We start from the raw sequence: 19,836 nt of genomic DNA, 5'->3' as shown, positions 1-19,836 counted from the left end.
CTTGTTTTCCGAGGCCTGGTCGGCTCGCCTCGCCGCCCCGACATGGGCCGCCGCCACGCTCTTGGCAACCGTGATTCCGAAACCGCGGTCGGCGATGACGCCGCCATGACGCGCTAACGTCTTGAGCGCATTGACTGATGTTGAAGATGCTTGCTTTTTGCCCCGCAGCCTATGTTAGAACGCGGCCGTCAAGTCACCGCGCGCCAATCGCGCATCACCGCGAGGCGCACGCCTTCTCATCCTTCATTCGCGCTTCGTCGGCATCAAAGTCGATGAAGCCACAATCGGTTGATTGCCGAGGAACCTCGCTCCAGCACATCAATCAAGAGATCATCGATGCCTGAAGTCATTTTCGCCGGCCCTGCTGGCCGTCTCGAAGGCCGCTATCACCCGGCCAAGCAGAAGAACGCGCCGATCGCGATGATCCTGCATCCGCATCCGCAGTTTCACGGCACGATGAATCATCAGATCGTGTACCAGTGCTACTACGCCTTCGCGCATCGCGGCTTCTCGGTGCTGCGCTTCAACTTTCGCGGCGTCGGCCGCAGCCAGGGCTCGTTCGACCACGGCACCGGCGAATTGTCGGATGCGGCCGCCGCGCTCGACTGGGCGCAGACCATCAATCCCGAGGCACGCGCCTGCTGGGTCGCCGGCTTCTCCTTCGGCGCCTGGATCGGCATGCAGCTCCTGATGCGCCGTCCCGAGGTCGAGGGTTTCATCTCGATCGCGCCGCCGGCCAATCTCTACGACTTCTCGTTCCTCGCACCCTGCCCCTCGTCCGGCCTGATCGTGCATGGCGAGAAGGACGCAGTGGTGCCGCCGAAGGACGTCAACACGCTGGTCGAGAAGCTGAAGACGCAGAAGGGCATCGTGATCGACCAGCAGATCATCCCCGGCGCCAACCACTTCTTCGACGCCAAGCTCGAGCCGCTGATGGAGACCATCACGGCGTATCTCGACATGCGCCTCGCCAACGTCCGATAAGAACGATATGGCCGCGTTCGTAGCCCTGCTGCGCGCGGTCAATGTCGGAGGCACCGGCAAGCTGCCGATGACCGAGCTCAAGGCGATGTACGAAGAGCTCGGTTTTGGAGCCGTGCGCACCTACATCGCCAGCGGCAATGTGGTCTTCACCAGCCGCAAATCGGAATCCGCAATCAAGGCCGCACTGGAAAAGCGCTTGCACGCCTTCGCCGGCGCGCCGGTCGGTGTGCTCGTGCGCAGCGCCGCCGAGATGGCAGAGGTTCTGGCTGGCAACCCGTTTTCCAAAATGGCGCCCAACCGCACGGTCGCGATCTTCCTCGACAAGGCGCCGCCCGCCGATACGCTCGCCGGAATTCGCGGTCAGAAGGACGAAGAGGTCAAGCTCGGCCGCCGCGAGATCTACGTGCATTACGGCGACGGCATGGGGACGTCAAAACTCGCGATCCCCGCCGCCAAGACCGGCACCGCGCGCAACATGAACACCATCGCCACCCTGGCGAAGATGGCCGCGGAGCTTTAGGCCAGCTTGAGCGCGGTAATCCCCATCAGCACCAGCACGATACCTACGAGCTTCATAGCGCTGAGCGTTTCCCCGAACAGCACGACTCCCAACAGGAACGTGCCGGCAGCCCCGATGCCGGTCCACACCGAATAGGCAACGCCGACTTCGAGCACCTTCAGCGCGCGCCCGAGCAGGAACACGAAGGCTGCGAGCAGCACCAGCGAAGCGATGCTCCAGCCGATGCGCGTGTAGCCTTCTGCGTACTTCATCGAGATCGCCCAGCCCACATCGAGCGCGCCGGCGATCACCAGCATCAGCCAGGCCAAAGACTGCGACATCGGCTGTGCTCAGGCAGCAAGCTTGAGCAGATGCGCATCGTGCCGCACGAGGAAAGCGCGGAGCAATTGCGGATAGTCTTCGCCGACGGCAGTGCGTACGCTCGGGCGCTTTGCGAGCTCGGCGCGCCAGGCGCGGACCTTCGGCACATCCCTAAAGATGCCATGCTCGGCCAGCTCGTCGAACAGATCGAAATAGCGAAAGACCGGCGCGAACACCGCATCGACCAGGCTGAACGCTTCGCCAGCGAAATAAGGCCCTGCGCCGAGCGCGGCTTCGACGCGCGCGAACTTCGCGACAAGCGCCTGGCGCTTGCTTTCGAAGGTCGCCGGATCCGTCGTGGTCTCCAGGCCCCAGAGATCACCGAGGATCGCCGAACCGAATTCCATCCAGGCGCGGTGCTCGGCACGCTTCAAGGCATCCGCCGGATGCAGCTTGGCGCCGGCTTGCGTCTCCTCGATGTACTCGCAGATCACGTTGCTCTCGAACAAGGCCACCTCGCCCTTGTCCGTCGTCACCACCAGCACCGGCACCTTGCCGAGCGGCGAGATCCTCAAGAACCAGTCGGGTTTGTTGGCGAGATCGATATCGATCCGCTCGAACGCAATGCCCTTCTCTTTGAGCGCGATCACGGCGCGCTGCACATAGGGGCAAAGCTTGTGGCTGATGAGTTTCAGTGAAGCGGTCATGGCAACGATCCTGGCGGTTAGATGCAACTGCATCTAATATAGATGCATTTGCATATATCCGTCAAGATCAATGCATCTGCATTGAACCAGCTTCGGTTACGGCCGAACCGGGGTCGGATTGATAGCCATTCCGATCGCGATAAAGGCGACGCAGACCGCCAGAATGGCCAGCAGGACGCGGGAACGAAACAGCCCCGGAGCCCTGCGGTGCAGCCAGCCGAAATACAGACTGTTAATCATCCAGATGACCGTCATCCCGGCCAGCAAGACCAGCACAAACAGCCAGACCGGCCGATCCGCCAGGAAGGGAAAATCCGGCGGAAGACGATCATCCAGTTTCATTGTCAGCCCCCAGGTGCCCGGTGCCCAAGATACATGGTCTTGAGCGCTCGCGCGATCAGGGCCGCGCGATCACCCCGCCGGTCATCGGCATCGGCACGCCCGTGGTCGCCGGATAGGACAGCGGCAGGCCCTTGAGGCCGCGCGCGGCGAGGAAGCCGAAGGCCTGCGCCTCGATGGCGTCGGAGGCCCAGCCCAGCGTCTCGGCCGCCTCGACGGTGGCCGAGCCCACTCGCTCGCGCAGCATGCGGAGCATGGTGAGGTTGCGGGCGCCGCCACCGCAGACGATCCAGCTCCGCGGCCGCCGCGGCAGCAGCGGTATGACGCGGGCGATCGCCGCCGCAGTGAAGGCCGTCAGCGTCGCCGCGCCATCGGCCGGCGCGACCTCGCCGAGCTTGAGCGCGGCGAAATCGTTGCGGTCGAGCGATTTCGGCGGGGGGCTTGCGAAGAACGGCAATTCCAGCGCCCGCGCGATCCAGGCGTCGTCCGCCTTGCCGAGCGCGGCGAACTTGCCCTCGGCATCGAACGCCTGGTTCATGGTGCGGTACATGAAATCGTCGAGCAGCGCATTGCCGGGCCCGGTATCGCAAGCGATCAGCGTGTCATTGCCGTCGATATAGGTGATGTTGGAGACGCCGCCGATATTGACCACGACGATCGGCCCTTCGCGCTCCAGCGATTGGCGAGCGCGCGGTGGTAGACCGGCACGAACGGCGCGCCCTGCCCGCCCGCCTCGACGTCGGCGGCGCGGAAATCATGCATCACGGGAATATGGATCGCCCTGGCGAGCGCCGGCCCATCGCCGATCTGGACCGTCATCCGCTTCTCGGGACGGTGCAGCACGGTCTGGCCGTGAAAGCCGACGATGTCGATGTCCTCCGGTCGCATCCGGTTCTGGGCGACGAAGGCGGCGACCGCCTCGGCATGCGCCTGCGTCACCGCGCGCTCGGCCTCGGCCAGGATGCCCGGCCGGGCATCGCGCCGCGGCAGGTGCACGGCCTCGGACAGCGCCTGGCGCAGCAAATTGCGCTCCGCCGGGCCATAGGGCCGGTAGCCGGACGGTCCGAACGCCTTCACCTGTTTTCCATCGGTCTCGATCAGCGCGACATCCACCCCGTCCAGCGAGGTGCCGCTCATCAAGCCGAGTGCCGTCAACATCATCTCAAGCGGGCCTCGACGTCCCCTACCCTGACGCCTGACTTGTATCAAACAAGTACATCTTATAATGCCACAGCGCGCATTTTTGCGGCAGCCCGGCTGGCGCTGGTTCCGCAACTTGCCGCAATGATCGTAAAATAAGAATGATCAGGCACGCCGACAGATGACTGCATTTAAATCGGATTTCCTCAACACCCTGCAAGAGCGTGGATTCATCCACCAATGCTCCGATTTCGAGGGGCTGGACGCGCTCGCCGCCAAGGGCGAGGCGACCACCTATGTCGGCTACGATTGCACGGCCCGCTCGCTGCATATCGGCAACTACCTGACCATGATGATGCTGTACTGGCTCCAGCAGTCCGGCAACAAGCCGATCACGCTGATGGGCGGCGGCACCACGATGGTGGGCGATCCCTCCGGCAAGGACGAGACGCGTGCGATGCGCACCGTCGCCGAGATCGAGGCCAACAAGGAATCGATCCGCGGCGTGTTCGCAAAGGTGCTGCGCTATGGCGAGGGCAAGAGCGACGCCATCATGCTCGACAATGCGGAATGGCTGACCAAGCTGAACTGGATCGAGATGCTGCGCGACGTCGGCCGGCACTTCTCGGTCAACCGCATGCTGACCATGGACTCCGTGCGGCTGCGCCTCGAGCGCGAGCAGGAGATGAGCTTCATCGAATTCAACTACATGGTCTGCCAGGCCTACGACTTCGTCGAACTTGCCAAGCGTACCGGCTGCCGGCTCCAGATGGGTGGCTCGGACCAGTGGGGCAACATCATCATGGGCGTCGATCTCGGCCGCCGCATGGGCACGCACCAGCTGTTCGCGCTGACGACGCCGCTCTTGACCACCGCCTCGGGCGCCAAGATGGGCAAGACCGCGCAAGGCGCGGTGTGGCTCAACGCCGACCAGTTCTCGCCCTATGATTTCTGGCAGTACTGGCGCAACACCGAGGACGCCGACGTCGGCAAGTTCCTGAAGCTGTTCACGACGCTGCCAATGAGCGAGATCAAAAAGCTCGAGGCGCTCGGCGGCTCCGAGATCAACGAGGCCAAGAAGGTGCTCGCGACCGAAGCGACCGCTCTGCTGCACGGCCGCGACGCCGCGAACGAAGCCGCTGAAACCGCGCGCCGCACGTTCGAGGAAGGCGCGCTGGCCGAAAGCCTCCCGACCGTGGAAATTCCGCGCGGCGAATTGGACGCCGGCCTCGGCGTGCTCAACGCTTTCGTCAAGGCGGGCCTTGTTGCCTCCAACGGCGAGGCGCGGCGCCAGATCAAGGGCGGCGGCCTCCGCGTCAACGATGAGCCCGTGACCGACGAGAAGATGGCGCTGTCGGCCGGCAATCTGACGCCGGAAGGCGTGATCAAGCTGTCCTTCGGTAAGAAGAAGCACGTCTTGATCAGGCCTGCATAGGCGTATGAGCTTTTGATGCTTGTCAGGGCGCGCCGAAGCGCGCTCCCTGACGGGCAATGGATCAGAACACGCCCAAGAAAACGACGGCGGAAACGAGCAAGGATAGCACTGCGGGGATGCCGCAGGGCGCCGTTCGCATCGCGCTCACCGTGCTCGCGCTCTGCTTCACGCTCGCGGTTCTCGGCCGCGGGCTCGGCGACAGCTTTACCGTGTTCCTGAAGCCGATCTCCGAAAGCTTCGGCTGGGACCGCGCGCAGATCGTGTCGGTCTATTCCCTCACCTGGCTTGCGAGCGGCCTCACCGCCCCCTTCGTCGGCCGCCTGTTCGACCATTCCGGACCGCGCATCGTCTATGCGCTCGGCCTGCTGCTGCTCGGCGCGGCGTTCCTGATCGCGGCGCATGCGCAGCATCTATGGCAGTTCCAGCTCTCGATCGGCCTCTGCGTCGGCATCGGCGTCGCTTTCATCGGTATCGTGCCGAACTCGATCCTGCTCGGCCGCTGGTTCGGGCCGCGTCTGCCGACCGCGATGTCGGTGGTCTATTCGGCAATGGGCGGCGGCGTGCTGGCGCTGCTGCCGGCCTCGCAGCTCCTGATCGACCACATTGGCTGGCGCGACACCTACCAGCTGTTCGGCTTCGCAGCCTTGGGCCTGCTGGTGCCGCTGTTGCTGCTGCCGTGGCGGCTGTTCGCCGCGGGCTCGCCTCATGTCGTGAAGAAGACCGATCCGAACTTCGTCGACAATGGCTGGACGCTGCTCGGCGCGATGCGTCATCACGCCTTCTGGGCGCTGTTCTCGACCTTCTTCTTCACCGCCGTCGGAATGTATGCGATCGCCGCGCAGATCGTGGCCTATCTGATCGATGCCGGTTTCCCGCCGCTCCAGGCCGCGACCGCCTGGGGTTTTTCTGGCGTCGTGCTGGTGTTTGGAATGCTCGGCGTGTCCGCGCTCGACGGCCTGATCGGGCGCCGACCCTCGGTGCTTTTGAGTTACGCGATCTCGATCCTCGGCATCGTTCTGCTGTGGCTGCTGCAGTACTCGCCCAACATCCTGCTGCTGACCGGCTTCGTCGTCTGCTTCGGCAGCATGATGGGCTCACGCGGCCCTCTGATCAGCGCGACCGCGATGCGGATCTTCCAGGGCAAGCGCGTCGGCACCATCTATGGCACGATCTCGATCGGCAGCGGGCTGGGCTCGGCATTCGGCTCCTGGAGCGGCGGCCTGATCCACGATGCGACGCACGGCTACAACGCGTTGCTCGCCTTCGCACTTGCGAGCGTGGTGCTCGGGATGATCCCGTTCCTGATCGTGCCCGCCTTGCGGCGCTAGGTTTCGCAGGAGTAACCTAAGCGCATTCGCGTCACCGGAAAATTACGGATGGGCACGACGCGAACGCGCGCAAAAATCCGAATCGCAGGCGGCTAAAACCCCGGCATGCGGTGTTTTGTCCAACATGACGAAAATGTCAGCGCGAAAATTATGCCGGGTGGCTTGCGAGGCGGAACCGAATGCGGTCCAAGTCGCGCATTGGATGGAGGGCACAAACCAATGGACTTTCCCTATCTCGTTCGCTTTCAACCGGTTCTCTTGAGCCTGTTTCGCTTCTTCACCGGCTTGCTGCTGTTCCAGTACGGCGTCGCCAAGCTGTTCAAGTTTCCGGTGCTTCCCTACTTCGCGAACATCCCGCCGCTGATCTATGTGGCCGGTACGCTCGAGCTCGTGCTCGGAGCGCTGCTGATGATCGGCCTGTTCACGCGCCTCAGCGCTTTCATCCTCTCGGGTGAGATGGCCTTCGCTTACTTCATGGGCCACATGTTCAAGGGCGAGACGCCGGTGTTCCTGCCGCTGCTCAATGGCGGCACCGCGGCGATCCTGTTCTGCTTCGCGTGCCTCTATCTCTCGGCGGCCGGCGGCGGCTCGGTCAGCGCCGATGCGGCGATGGGCAAGAAATAACGGCTTGATCGGCGGCGCGTTCGCGCGGCGCTGACGCACGCGGTTGACGCGCAAGTAAACGACGGCACCGGCAGTTTCGCCGGTGCCGCCTACCGCGAGCCCAGCACGTTCCAGATCAGAACGAGGGCCGCGACCAGCAGCACGGACATGATGAGGCGGTGAACGAATCGATTCATTGCACGTCCGGCCAAGCCCAATCAGCACTAAAGTCTGAGAACGACGTCCACCCGCAAAAACACGGGTGCGCGGCGATGCATCGCGATTTGCCTGCACACTTGCGCATAAGGCTGCAAATGCCGTGCTGCGCGACGGGCCGTCGCATGCCTACGTTCATGATTGGTAAGAACTTCATGCTACCGATACGAGCAATAACAACCATTCCGTAGAGGCCGCGATGAAGCTGCTCAGTCACCTGAAGATCCGCACCAAGCTGACCAGCATGGTCTGCCTCGCGGCGCTCACGGTCACGGCTATCATCGGCGTATCGGCGGTGCTCAGCAAGAGCCGCATGATGGAGGACCGTGTCCAGCAAATGCGGACCGCGGTGGAACTCCTCTACAACTACGCACAATCGCTTCAGGACGAGGTCACCGCCGGCAAGCTGACGCAGGCCGAGGCGAAGGCCCAGTTCCACCAGAGCGGCCGCCGCATGAGCTTCAACGGCGGCCAGGGCTATCCCGTCGTCTACAATCCCGACACCTCGCTGTTCGTGAACGGCGCCAACCAGCAGCTCGAAGGCAAGATCACAGGCGCCATCGACTCCAATGGCGTCCTGATCGCCGACGCGATCATGAACACCGCCAATCAGAATGCCCAGGGCGGCGTGGCCTCCTACCTGTACCCTCGTCCGGGCCAGACCGAGCCGGTCCGCAAGACCGTTTTCACGCGCAAATTCGCGCCCTGGAACGTCACCATCAGCTATGGCCTCTATGTCGACGACATCGACGCCGACGTTCGCGCGCTTACGCTCGAACTCGCTGCGATCGGCATCGGCCTGATGCTGCTGATGGCGACGCTGTCCTGGCTGATCGCCCGCGACGTGCTCGGTGCGCTCGACCGCCAGAAGAACCGCATGCAGGAGATCGCCGACGGCGCCATCGACAGACCGGTCGAGGAGACCGACCGCGGCGACGAGATCGGCCGCATGGCCGAGACGCTCGAAGTGCTGAGACAGACCGCTTTGACGGCGCGGAACCTGGAGGCCGAGCAGGCCGCCAACAAGACCCGCAGCGAGCAGGAGAAGCGCGAGGCCCTGATCGCGCTCGCCGACCGCTTCGATGCCTCCGTCGGCCAGCTCGTCGGCCTGATGGCTTCGGGCTCCGGCGAGCTCGAGACCACCGCCAAGTCGATGTCGTCGACCGCCGAAGGCACCAACCGACGCGCTGCCGTGGTAGGCTCGGCCGCCACCGAAGCCAGCCAGCGCGTCCAGACCGTCGCGGCCGCCGCCGAGGAGCTCTCCTCCTCCATCACCGAGATCAGCCGTCAGGTCGCGCAGTCCGCCGAAGTGACGGGGCGCGCCGTCGACAGCGCCCGCCGCACCGACACCATCGTGCGCGCGCTCTCCGACGGCGCCCAGCAAATCGAGCACGTCGCCGAGCTGATCTCCAGCATCGCGGCACAGACCAATCTGCTCGCGCTCAACGCCACCATCGAGGCGGCACGCGCCGGTGACGCCGGCCGCGGCTTTGCCGTCGTCGCCTCCGAGGTGAAGTCGCTGGCGAGCCAGACCGCGGAGGCCACCCGCGAGATCGGCGACAAGATCGCGCAGATCCAGGGCGCCACCAGGGAGGCCGTCGACGCCATCGGCGGCATCACCGCCACCATCGAAGAGGTCAGCCGCATCGCCACCTCGATTGGAGCAGCCATCGAGGAGCAAGGCGCCGCCACCGCCGAGATCGCCCGCAGCGTCTCGCAGACCGCGGAGGCGACGAAAGAGGTCACCACCAATATCGGCGGCGTCTCCACGGCAGCGAACGAGACCGGCAACGCCGCCGGCATGGTGCTCGCCGCGGCCAGCAACCTCTCCAAGCAGGCCGAGCAGCTCTCCGGCGAAGTCGGAACGTTCCTCGCAGGCGTGCGCGCGGCGTAAACGCCGCCTACAGCCGTCACGATCGTCGTCATACCCGGGCTTGTCCCGGGCATCCACGTTCTTGGTGCCGTGTGGTGAGGCGTGGATGGCCGGGACAAGCCCGGCCATGACGCCGGAGACAGCCCGCCCGCCTTTACCGCCGCGCCAGGCTGCACCCGTTTGAGAGCTGGCGGGTCGAGCCGGTCGAGCCGTCATTCGATTGCGACGGGAATTCCTCGAACGGCGAGTTCTGCTTCCCGGTGTTGAACTCCATGATCTTCCGCGTCACGCCGGGAAAGATCGCGGAGATCGGATTGACCCGCATCACGGGGGCGGCCGGCGTGCCGACGACCTCGTAGGTCACGCCGATCAGTCCCTCCTTGTCGCCAGCCCCCAGGATCAACCCCAGCACCGGAATCTGTCCGAACATGTTGTTCAATCCGTACATCGGCACGAAGGTGCCGCTCATGCACACCTGGTTGCCGGGATAATCGATCGAGCCCTCGATGGTGGCGCCGATCATCGGACCCTTGACCACACCATCGCGGATTGTCAGCGAGCCGTTCTGCCGGGTGAACTCGGCGCGCAGCGCGCTGAAGGAGACGCCGTTGCCGGTGCCGTTGGGCGCGCCGGCCGCGACGCGCTCGAGCTGCGCCTCGCCCTTCACCGTGAAATCGCGCACATTGATCAGGCCCTCGCGCGAGGCGTTCGGCTCCGACGTCGGCGGCTCCATCGCCACCACCATCTGGCCGCCGACCGCCTTGGTGTAGGTGTCAGTGAAGCGCAGCAGCGCGCCGGCATTGTTGGTCTGGAGGTAGATCACCTCGCGGTTGCCTTGGGCGCGGCCACCGCGCAGGTCGGCCGCGACCGGCGAGTCGTTGCCGATCTTGCCGCTCAGCGCGAACGCCTTGATGGCCCCGCTGCGCTTCGACATCTTGGCATCGAGGCTGCGCATCGCCTCGCCGTTGAACCCCATGACGGCGCCGAGTTTCAGGTCGATGTCGAAATCGACGTTCTTCAGCTTGTTCTTGGAATCGTCCTTGGAATTGCCTGAGATCGCCGATTTCAGGAAGCCGCGGCCGTCGAAGACATCGCCGCGCATCGTGCCCTTGACCACGCCGTCCTGGCTGCGCTCGACCTTCAACGACGCCTTATCGCCGTCGGACGGCGAATAGGTCGGGAAGTTCGCATTCATGAGGTCGCCGTTCGGATCGACCTCGAGCGAGCCCTTGATCGAAGCACCGCCGCCTTCGATGACGATGTCCTCGAAACGGGTCGACTGCGCCGTCGGCACCACCTTGAAGCTGGCCTTGCCCGATTTGCCCGGCAGCTTGACCCAACCGGGCAGGATGTTGTCGAGCTTGACCGAGGTCAGGTCTGCTTCGACGCCGAGCTTGGTGGTCTGGTCGGGACCGCCGGCGATCTTGCCCGACAATTTGATCGGCAGCGAGCCGCTGACGGCGGGGCTGAGATCAAAGCCGAGCGCGCGCGGCTCGCATCGTCCAGCGTCGCCTGCAATCTGACGTCCGCGTCGCCCTCGGCCGGCTTGCGGTAGTCAAGCGAGGCCGCCTGCCCGTTGATCTTGACGTCGCCCTTGACCTGATAGCCCTGGTTGTTCGCGGCGATCTTGAGGTTGTTGGCCTCCAGCTTCTGGTTCATCACCAGCTTGTCGGCTGAGAAGCCGTTGAGGTCGGCGGTGACGGCATAGACGGTGTCGGCCTTGGTCAACTCGCCCTTGACCGGCAAGCCGAGCTGAATGTTCGCCGTGAACGTCCCCTTGCTGGTGTTGGGATCGACGACCGTCGCCGACAGATCGCTGAGGCGATCATTGGCGAGCATTTCGGCCGCCGCCGGTACCGGACCGTCGACGCGGAACCTGGTGCGCGACGGCGACGGCTTGGGCGCCATGTCGGGCACCTCGAAGACGAAATCGGAGATCGTGACCTTGCGGCCCGCAGGCGTGTCGGCAATGCCCTGGCCGATGTTCACGGTCGCGGTGCGCCCGGTGACGCGCGCCTTCAGATCGGCGTCGTGCACGACGGGCATGCCGTCGACGGGGCGGACCGCGACGCCGCTCGCCACGATGTTGACCGAGAGGCCGTCGTCGGGAATCGGCGGGCCCTTGCGCGGCAGGTTCCTGGTCGGCGAATTGATGCCGATCTCGATGCGCTGGAGCGTGCCGCGCTCGATCCGCTCGATCACCCATTCGCGCAGCTCAGGCACGACGAGCGTTGGCCACATCCGCTTCAGCGCCGAGGCCGACATCGGCGTGCCGGCAAAGCCCAGCGTCAGCCGCGGCTCGCCGGAATAATCGATGGCGCCGGTGCCGGCGACGCCGATCTCGCCATTGCTGATGTCGGCCTGCGTCAGCAACATGCGCTTGTGGTCGGTGTCGAAGCGAAAGCCGATCGCGATGCGGTTGAAGACCAGCGGCGGCTCGTTGTCGATGCCGCCGAGCAGGATCGACCCGCCGCTGAAGCCGAGCTGCCAGTCGTTGACGGTGCCGTTCGGCGGCTCGAGATGGGCCAGAAGCGTCAGACGGTTCGCGCCCGAGAGGATCTTGAACGGCGCGACCAGCACCCGCCGATTGGCGTCCCACTCGATGTTGATCTCGGCCTGGTCGATCGCCATCGGGTAATCGGGCGTATCGGTATCGATGATGTTGCCGGCGCCGATCACGATCTTGCCACGGAAGAAAGTCGGCACGCCGTCGCGGCCGAGCTCGCCCTTGAGCTCGCCGGTCAGCGGCAGGTCGGCGGTATAGGTGAGATCCTTGACCCGCAGCGCCAGCAGGATGTTGGAGGTCGAGACCTTGTCGGCCTTGATGTCGACCGAGCGCACGCCGTTCTCGGCGGGGCCGATCGTGGCCCGCAGCATCCACGGACGCGCGCCCTCCTCGCCGAGGCTGAGCGTGACGCCGCCACGGCTCGGCCGGCGCAGGCTGAGCGTGATGTTCTCAAAGGTCCATTTGCTGCCGCGCTGCTGATCGTCGACGATCAGGTTGCCGTTCTTCAGACCGATCTCGTTGAGGTTCTGGCCGTCGAGGCCGGTCATGCTCAGGCTGTCGAGCCAGTCGAGGCCCTGAAGGATGCCGCTCTGTGCGGTCGCCTGCGGTGCCGCTTGCGATGCGGCTTGGGATGGGTCTTGGCCCGCGGGCGCGGTCGCAAAGGGCGGCGGCGGGACGCCATTGCGCGGGAACGTCGGCGGCAGGCCCGCGTCCTTCTTGGACGCAACACCTGTTGCCAGCGGTTTGGCGGTGTCGCCGGCGGAGACGGTGACGGTGCCGTCCGGCGCGATGCGGATCGCAAGCTCGGCGTCGACGAGATTGAGGCTCTCGGCGCGCAAATGGCCCATCAGGAGGCCGGCGCCCGACAACTTCACCTCGGCCTTCGGCGCGGTGGCGACGACGACATGATCGTGGTCGCGGACGACGATGTCGCGGATGCGGACGGCGATGCGGACCCGGCCGGCCCGCTCGATCTGGGTGCCGCCGACCTCGACCGTATTGCCGTGGCCGATATTGTCCTCGATCGCCGCGGCGAGCCAGGGCGTTGCGATGTCGAGATTGATGGGACCGGCGCCAAGGCGCCACCACAGCGCGCCGAAGCAGCCGACGAAGATGACGACGAGAGTGCCTACGACGACGGCGATCCGGCGAAGCCAGCGTCCGCTCGGCAGCGCCCGCCGAAACGACGAGAAGCTATCACCGAACCGAAAGCGCGAACCGGAGCGCGACAGCAGGCGGCGCGCCCGATGGCCCGCCTCCTCCTCCTGATCCTGATCCCAATCGGCCTCGTCCCAATCCGGCGGCTCTTGATAGCCGCCGCGCCGATCGAAATCCCGATTGTGATCCTGGGGCGACGTATTCCTTGCCATTGCCTCTCGATACAGGCGCCCATCATGGGTTTGAGCACCGCCGGGACCGCAGCCGTCGACAGGGATGGAAGCACCCCGCCCCGGCATTGCCGCCATACCTCGAATATTCCTGCTGTTCGTCATTTCGCCCCGGGAGCGCGTTCAACGAGCAGTGGGGTGGTGCGTGGAAATCCTTGTAACCATATCCCGGCGCCGCCAGACTTGCCCAGCCAAGGGCGCGAATCCGGCGTGCCGGACGAGAGCTGCAATACCGCTTTGGTTGACCCGCCGAAAGCGTCGAAAGGAAGGCGTATGTCCAAGAAATCCCGAAAGAAATCGTCCAAAACGCCCTCCGGCAGTCCGACGGCTAAAAAGAAGACCCTGAAAACGCGGGCATCCAGTCAAACAAAACTCGCCAAAACCCGGCGGGCACCGGCCAGCAAATCAGCCGCGAGCATAGCAAAGACAGCATCGCATGGGGCCGCATCGAAACAGTTAAATTCTTCCAAATCGGCCGCGGCGGCGAAGGTGGCCTTGGCCGAGGGCGAGAAGGCCCCCGCCTTCCGCCTGCCCCGCGACGGCGGCAATGTCGTCACGCTGTCCGACTATGCCGGCCGCAAGCTCGTCCTGTTCTTCTATCCCCGCGCCGACACGCCCGGCTGCACCAGGGAGGCGATCGACTTCACCCGGCTTGCCGACGACTTCGCCAAAGCCGGCACGGCTGTGCTCGGCATCTCCGCCGATCCGTTAAAGGCCCAGGAGAAGTTCCGCGACAAGCACAAGCTCGGCGTTCCTCTCATTTCGGATGAGCAGCACGAGATGCTCGAGGCCTATGGAGCCTGGGGCGAAAAATCCATGTACGGCAAGAGCTTCCTCGGGATTCTTCGGACCACGATTTTGGTCGGGAGTGATGGCAAGATCGCCAGGGTCTGGCGCAATGTCCGGGTCGACGGCCACGCCGATCAGGTGCTCGAAGCGGCAAGAAGTCTTTAACCAGCCCGTTAAGTTCTAACGGTTCCATTTCCGGAAAATTAACCATGACCAGCCCAGATTGCTGCGGCAATTGAGCCGCAAGGAACCCATCCGACCGGCGCGGGAGTGCCGATGTCGAAAAGTTCTGCCCAATACTCGCAGTACCCCCAGCATCATCCTCACGACCACGGACGGGCCTTCCAGCGGCGTCCTGCCGCCACGGCAGCGGCCGCGATTCCGCTGCCCGCGACCGACGACGCCTACACCATCGTGCATCACGGCAAGCAGGTTCGCCTCGGGCCCGTGGTGTTCTGGATTGTCGTCGGCACCGTCGTGCTGCTCGGCCTGTGGTCGGCGGCAACCGCCACCTATTTTGCGTTCCGCGACGACGTCCTGACCCGCCTGATCGCCCGTCAGGCCGAGATGCAATACGCCTATGAGGACCGCATCGCCGAGCTGCGCGCCAAGGTCGACCGCACCACCAGCCGCCAATTGCTCGACCAGGAACAGTTCGACCAGAAGCTCGACCAGATCATGAAGCGCCAGACGGCGCTCGAGTCCCGGGCGACGGCGCTCGGCGCCATGCCCGACGTGACCGGATCGATCCCGCGCTCGGCTCCGCAGCGCGGCGATGCCGGCCAGAGCACGACGCAGGGCACGCCCAAACCCTCGCCGATCAGCGACACCGTGATCTTCGTGGCGCCGCCGGATCGCGAGGCGCGGCTCGAGTCGCGCACACCGACCGTGGCGGCTCCGCCGACCAGCCAGTTCGCCAAGAACCAGGGTTTTGACAACGTCCTGGTCCGGCTCACGAGCTCTCTCGACCAGGTCGAGCGTCGCCAGATGGCGGCGCTCAGCGCCGTCGAGGACGGCATGGATTCGCGGATGCGCCGGATGCGCGGCGTCGTCAGCGATCTCGGTTTGAACCTCGCCAATCTCGAAGCCGCCGTGCCGCGCAGCGCCATGGGCGGCCCGTTCGTGCCGGTCAAGCTCTCCGCCAATGCCGGACCGTTCGAGAAGCAGCTCAACCGCATCAACATCACCCGCGCCGAGATGGATCGGCTCAATCGCACGCTGGCGCTGGTGCCCTATCGCAAGCCCGTCATCGGCGAGGTCGAGTTCACCTCCGGCTTCGGCGTGCGCAGCGATCCCTTCCTCGGCCGCCCTGCGATGCATACTGGGCTCGACTTCCGCGCCGCAACGGGCGACCCGGTCCGCGCCACCGCCTATGGCAAGGTGGTCTCGGCCGGCTGGTCCGGCGGCTACGGCCGCATGGTCGAGGTCGATCACGGCAACGGGCTTTCGACCCGCTACGGCCATCTCTCCGAAATCATCGTCAAGGTCGGCGAGATCGTGAAGATCGGCCAGGTCGTCGGCCTCGTCGGCTCGACCGGACGTTCCACCGGTCCGCATCTGCACTACGAAACCCGCATCGACGGCGAAGCGGTCGATCCGCAGAAATTCCTGCGTGCCGGCGTGCGCCTCAGCGCAGGCTAGGCCCGCGCTTGCTTCCGGCGTGCGCGGCCTCTTAGCGCCGCCCGCCGCCCATCCCGCCTCCGGGACCGCCGAAGCCGCCACCACCCATTCCATCCACCCGGACCCATGGGGCGCCCGACCGCGCGCGCCGAATCGAGCTGGAGGCCGCGCGAGCGGTCGAACGCGCCGTTGACCACCATTCGCGCTTCGCCGGCCGCAGGGCCAAAGCGCGAGCTGTCACGGGCAATCAGCCCGGAGCCGAGCTGGAGGTTTGCGCCCGACCGCTGCACATAGGCCTCGATCGACAGCCGGCTGGCGCCGACGAGATCGGAGAAATCGTCGATCCGCGTGCGCGCGGCCTGCATCATCCCCTGGGTCGCGCTGCCCTCGATCTGGACGCGCTGGCCGACCAGCAAGGGATCGACGCCGCTCAGCTTCAGCCCGCCGATATGCAGACCGTCCGCCCCGCGCTCGACGAGGCCCGTGACGCGCGCAGCCGCCTCGCGCCGCGGCTCGACCAGGCTGGCGACGATGACGCCGTCGGTCCGGCGCAGGCCGAACACGGCAACGTGCGCGCCGGCGCGGAGCTTGGTCTCCTTGCCGCTCGCCACGATCTTCTGGCCGAGCACGGTCAGCTCGTTGCCCTTCACCGATTCGATGGGACCTGCGACCTCGCTCGCAATCGTGATGTTGCGCGTGACCAGCGTGCCGTCGGCCTGACGGGTTGCGACCACGCGCGCGAGTTGGCCGATACGCAGCGCCTTGGTGCTCGCCGCCTCGCCGTCGATCCGGACCGGAACGTCGTTCGCGTAAGTGATGCGCTCGCCGTTGACGTAGATGCTGCCGAAACGCTGGATCACACCGACGATGCCGGTGCCGCCGATGCCGTGATCATCGCCGCGCGTGAGCCCGGTGCCGCCGATGCCCTGGTCGGTGCCGCGCCCGCTCTGCGCACGGGCGATCGCCGTGCCGGCGAGCCAGAGTCCCGTCAGCAGAAGGCGGCGCGAGATCAGCGGCGGCCGGCTCATGAGGAGCTGCCCTCTTTGCCAGCCTGTTTGCCGCGATCAGTCGCCTCGCCCTCCTCGTCGGCATCTTCGCTGTAGATGTAGATGCCGAAATTCCAGCGGGCGTCACCGCCCTTGTCCTTGGCGAGCGCGCGGTTGGCCTCGCGGTTGGCGGTCTTGAGCGCGTCCATGGCGAGCTCGCGCGAGCGCGCCTCGAGGCGCTTCGCCAGCTTCGGCGAGATGTTGTTGTAGTGCACCGCGCGTTCGAGGAAGCGCGGCCCGTCCGAGACGTTCTGCGCAGCCGCCGCGATATGGTCGTGCAGATTGCGGCCGAGATAGTGCCATTTGCTGTCGTCCTCGCCTGATGGGACGAAGGCGGCCTCGACCAGCTCGATCTCGTCGTTCCCGTTGATGGTGACGAGCTTGCGGTCGACCCATTCGTCGAGCACCGCGCGCGGGCGCACGTCCTTCGTGACGGAGGCGACGAGCTGCTCGAACGAGGGCTGATCGCCTTCGGCCGTGCGCGGTCACGGCGCTGGTCAGCGACACCGCCGCCGCGCTTCGTGCACGGGTGCGCCTGCGCCACGCAGCCGCGCCACCTCCTTGCGATGGATCCCGGTGAGCAGGCTGACGCGGCTGTCGGTCTGCTCCTTTCCTTCCAGCGCGAAATCGTGCTCGGCGACGTTGACGAACAGCTCGCGCAGCAATTGCGCCAGCGCCGGAAAGGTCATGCCGCTGCGGATGCAGAGCCGCACGAGCGGGCGCAGCAGCCGCGCCAGCGGCGCGTGCAGCTTCGCGGCGGCATTCGGCTGCGGAGCCGCTGCTTTGGACCCGGGCTTGGCATTCATGTCTGAATTGTACCAATGCCTCACGTGGGACACAATCCCACATTTTCCCGCTTTGCGATTGACGTGGTAAATTTTCCCACATATACGGAACGCCACTGAGGGCGCGATTTAAAGGGACATTGACCATGGCCGACCGCTTGGCCCGCATTTCCAGTGCACCGTGTACCGTTCCGATGTTCGAGGGCCGCCACGGCCTGATCGAGCCGATGCTGCCGGCACTGATGCGGGGCGTGATCTTCATCTCGGTGCTGGCCGCACCGTTCGTCGCCGCGCTGCTCGCAGGCTGACCGCCATCATGCATCACACCCAAGACAACTTGCACGAAACCCCGCGCCGCCCGTCGGTGCTGCACATCTTCAAGATCTATTATCCCGACCTGTTCGGCGGCACCCTCACGGTGATCCGCGACATCTGCGCGAGCCTGAAGGACGTCTTCGCCTCCGCCGTGCTGGTCTGCTCGCAATCGGCCGAGCGGCGCGACATCGTCGTCGACGATGTGCCGGTCGAGCGCGTCCGCTCGTTCGGCAATGTCCTGTCGCTCCCTGCCGCCCCGACCTATCCCTGGCGTCTCTGGCGCAAGATGGCTGAGCACGATCTGCTCGCCCTGCACGCCCCCTTTCCGCTCGCCGACCTCGTCTTCGCGTTCGGATTCGGCGCCAAGCGGCCGCTGGTGGTGCACTGGCATGCCGACATCGTCAGCCATGCCGGCCTGCGCTGGTTCATCGAACCCTTGATGCGGCGGACGCTGCGGCGCGCCAAGGCGATCGTCGTGTCCGACCACGTGCTGGTCGACAACACGCCCCTGCTGCGCGAGTTCGAGGACAAGTGCCACGTCGTGCCATTCGGCATTGACACTTCGGGCTATGACTGGGCGAAGATCGAGCCGCACCACGTCAATGATCGCGGCCGGCTCGTGCTCGCCTGCGGCCGGCTCGTGCCCTACAAGGGTTTCGACGTGCTGATCCGCGCCGCGGCTTTGCACAATTTCGAGGCCTGGATCATCGGCGAGGGCGTGGAGCGGCCGCGGCTCGAGCAGCTGATCGCCGAGCTTGGCGTCGGCGACCGAGTCCGCCTGCTCGGCTCGGTCAATGATTGCGAGCGCATCAAGCTGATGTGCCTTTCCGACGTCTTCGTGATGCCCTCGGTCACCAATGCCGAGACTTTCGGCCTCGTGCAGCTCGAGGCCATGGCTGCCGGCCGTCCGGTGGTGAACACTGCACTCGACACCGCGGTGCCGCGCGTCGCCCGCCACGGCATGGAGGCGATCACGGTGCCGCCCGGCGATGCCGAGAAGCTGGGTGAGGCCATCGACACCCTGATCCGCGATCCCGAGCGGCGGCGCCGCATGGGACTGTCGGCGCGGACGCGCGCGCTCAGCCGCTATTCCGCCACCGCCTTCAAGCAAGGCATGGAGACCGTCTACCGCGAAGCCGTCGCCGCCCCCAGCGAGCAGCGATCGGCGCGGCCCGAGCCGCCGCAGGCAACCGGCTGGGTGGACACCGTCCGGATCGCGGCGGCGCTGGCCTGGTCCGACATGCGCCACCGCTATGTGCGCTCGCTGCTCGGCCCGTTCTGGATGTCGCTCCAGATGGCGATCGTGGTCGCGGTGCTCGGCTCGGTGATCGGGCAGATGTCGAACGCCGGCGTGGTATCGCGCCTGCCCATGCTGGCGCTGTCGATGACGGCCTGGACCTTCCTCAACAGCGTGGTGCTCGACGCCACCACGGCGCTGCAAAACTCCGCGAGCATGATCCGCGACCGGGCGCTGCCGCCGATCATCTTCCTGCTGCAATGCACGTTCCGGCATGCGCTGTTCGCGCTCCATAACGCCTGCGTGCCGCTGGTGCTGTGGCTCATCCTGTCGCCCCACGACCTCTCGCACGCCCTGGCGGCGCTGCCCGGCCTCCTGGTCTTCGTGGCCTGCACCTTCGCCCTAAGCCTCGTCCTCGGCGCGATGGCAACGCGCTATCGCGACCTCAAGCCCATCATCGAATCCACGCTGATGCTCGCCTTTCTCGCCTCGCCCGTGATCTGGTCGTCGGACATCATCAACCACCGCTCGACAGTGATGCGGCTCAATCCGCTGACGCATCTGTTCGCGGTCTGGCGCGAGCCGCTGGCGGGCGGCCATGTCGATCCCGTCAGCATCGCCTACGTGCTCGTCGCGCTGGCGCTTCTGATTGGTGCGAGCCTGCTGACGCTGGTTCACCTGCGCAAAGCGGCATTCTGGATTTGA

Annotated in this window: 14 protein-coding genes and 3 pseudogenes; 10 read left to right on the top strand and 7 right to left on the bottom strand. The window is 65.6% G+C overall.

The annotated features are described in order from the left end of the window. Window positions 1-336 precede the first annotated feature (336 nt). Window positions 337-984, top strand: coding sequence for an alpha/beta hydrolase (locus FOM02_RS17790; RefSeq protein ID WP_018641706.1), 648 nt, complete (start codon window positions 337-339; stop codon window positions 982-984). A gap of 7 nt (window positions 985-991) precedes the next feature. Next, window positions 992-1,504, top strand: a complete 513-nt coding sequence (locus FOM02_RS17785; protein WP_027557835.1) for a DUF1697 domain-containing protein — start codon at window positions 992-994, stop codon at window positions 1,502-1,504. On the opposite strand, the gene FOM02_RS17780 is transcribed toward FOM02_RS17785, so the two are convergent. From FOM02_RS17780 to FOM02_RS17765, 4 genes and pseudogenes are all read right to left on the bottom strand, one after another. Next, a complete protein-coding gene (locus FOM02_RS17780) occupies window positions 1,501-1,824 on the bottom strand; it encodes a DMT family transporter (protein ID WP_027557834.1) in 324 nt (107 codons plus the stop codon). The two genes, FOM02_RS17785 and FOM02_RS17780, sit on opposite strands and share 4 nt — an antisense overlap. A gap of 9 nt (window positions 1,825-1,833) precedes the next feature. Then, entirely contained in the window at window positions 1,834-2,511 is a 678-nt protein-coding gene (locus tag FOM02_RS17775) for a glutathione S-transferase family protein (RefSeq protein ID WP_027557833.1), read from the bottom strand. Between the two features lie 96 nt (window positions 2,512-2,607). Further along, window positions 2,608-2,853: a hypothetical protein gene (locus tag FOM02_RS17770; RefSeq protein ID WP_027557832.1), complete on the bottom strand. Its 246-nt coding sequence runs from the start codon at window positions 2,851-2,853 to the stop codon at window positions 2,608-2,610. Window positions 2,854-2,908: 55 nt separating this feature from the next. Continuing rightward, window positions 2,909-4,011 (bottom strand): annotated as a pseudogene (locus FOM02_RS17765) (anhydro-N-acetylmuramic acid kinase). 160 nt (window positions 4,012-4,171) lie between these two features. Here FOM02_RS17765 and tyrS point away from each other — a divergent pair. The 4 genes from tyrS to FOM02_RS17745 all read left to right on the top strand — a co-directional run bounded on the left by tyrS (window position 4,172) and on the right by FOM02_RS17745 (window position 9,466). Continuing rightward, the gene (gene tyrS, locus FOM02_RS17760; RefSeq protein ID WP_027557830.1) at window positions 4,172-5,425 is read left to right on the top strand and encodes a tyrosine--tRNA ligase; all 1,254 of its coding nucleotides are present in this window, start codon (window positions 4,172-4,174) and stop codon (window positions 5,423-5,425) included. A gap of 116 nt (window positions 5,426-5,541) precedes the next feature. Next, window positions 5,542-6,753, top strand: a complete 1,212-nt coding sequence (locus tag FOM02_RS17755; RefSeq protein WP_416207773.1) for an MFS transporter — start codon at window positions 5,542-5,544, stop codon at window positions 6,751-6,753. Window positions 6,754-6,972: 219 nt separating this feature from the next. Beyond that, complete coding sequence (locus FOM02_RS17750; protein WP_027557828.1) at window positions 6,973-7,377, top strand: DoxX family protein; 405 nt, start codon at window positions 6,973-6,975, stop codon at window positions 7,375-7,377. Window positions 7,378-7,771: 394 nt separating this feature from the next. Then, entirely contained in the window at window positions 7,772-9,466 is a 1,695-nt protein-coding gene (locus FOM02_RS17745; protein ID WP_027557827.1) for a methyl-accepting chemotaxis protein, read from the top strand. A gap of 133 nt (window positions 9,467-9,599) precedes the next feature. On the opposite strand, the pseudogene FOM02_RS17740 reads toward FOM02_RS17745, so the two are convergent. Continuing rightward, window positions 9,600-13,408: pseudogene (locus FOM02_RS17740) on the bottom strand (DUF3971 domain-containing protein). Window positions 13,409-13,612: 204 nt separating this feature from the next. On the opposite strand from FOM02_RS17740, the gene FOM02_RS17735 reads away from it, so the two are divergent. Both FOM02_RS17735 and FOM02_RS17730 read left to right on the top strand, forming a co-directional pair. Beyond that, window positions 13,613-14,293: a peroxiredoxin gene (locus FOM02_RS17735; protein WP_084334134.1), complete on the top strand. Its 681-nt coding sequence runs from the start codon at window positions 13,613-13,615 to the stop codon at window positions 14,291-14,293. Window positions 14,294-14,404: 111 nt separating this feature from the next. Next, window positions 14,405-15,769: a M23 family metallopeptidase gene (locus FOM02_RS17730; RefSeq protein ID WP_027557824.1), complete on the top strand. Its 1,365-nt coding sequence runs from the start codon at window positions 14,405-14,407 to the stop codon at window positions 15,767-15,769. Here the strand turns inward: FOM02_RS17730 and FOM02_RS17725 are convergent. Both FOM02_RS17725 and FOM02_RS17720 read right to left on the bottom strand, forming a co-directional pair. Further along, window positions 15,766-16,776 carry a DUF5666 domain-containing protein gene (locus tag FOM02_RS17725; RefSeq protein WP_265441928.1) on the bottom strand — a complete coding sequence of 337 codons (1,011 nt, stop codon included), beginning with the start codon at window positions 16,774-16,776 and terminating at the stop codon, window positions 15,766-15,768. The two genes, FOM02_RS17730 and FOM02_RS17725, sit on opposite strands and share 4 nt — an antisense overlap. Further along, window positions 16,773-17,600: pseudogene (locus FOM02_RS17720) on the bottom strand (DUF6502 family protein). Before FOM02_RS17720 ends, FOM02_RS17725 begins: the two are co-directional and overlap by 4 nt. 125 nt (window positions 17,601-17,725) lie before the next feature. On the opposite strand from FOM02_RS17720, the gene FOM02_RS17715 reads away from it, so the two are divergent. Further along, entirely contained in the window at window positions 17,726-17,887 is a 162-nt protein-coding gene (locus FOM02_RS17715) for a hypothetical protein (protein WP_167336510.1), read from the top strand. Window positions 17,888-17,895: 8 nt separating this feature from the next. After that, window positions 17,896-19,836: a glycosyltransferase gene (locus tag FOM02_RS17710; RefSeq protein ID WP_027557821.1), complete on the top strand. Its 1,941-nt coding sequence runs from the start codon at window positions 17,896-17,898 to the stop codon at window positions 19,834-19,836.

Source organism: Bradyrhizobium sp. SEMIA (assembly GCF_014844175.1).
Lineage (GTDB): Bacteria > Pseudomonadota > Alphaproteobacteria > Rhizobiales > Xanthobacteraceae > Bradyrhizobium > Bradyrhizobium arachidis.
The sequence above is the reverse complement of the archived record's forward strand: the minus strand, read 5'-3'. Positions and strand labels throughout refer to the sequence as shown.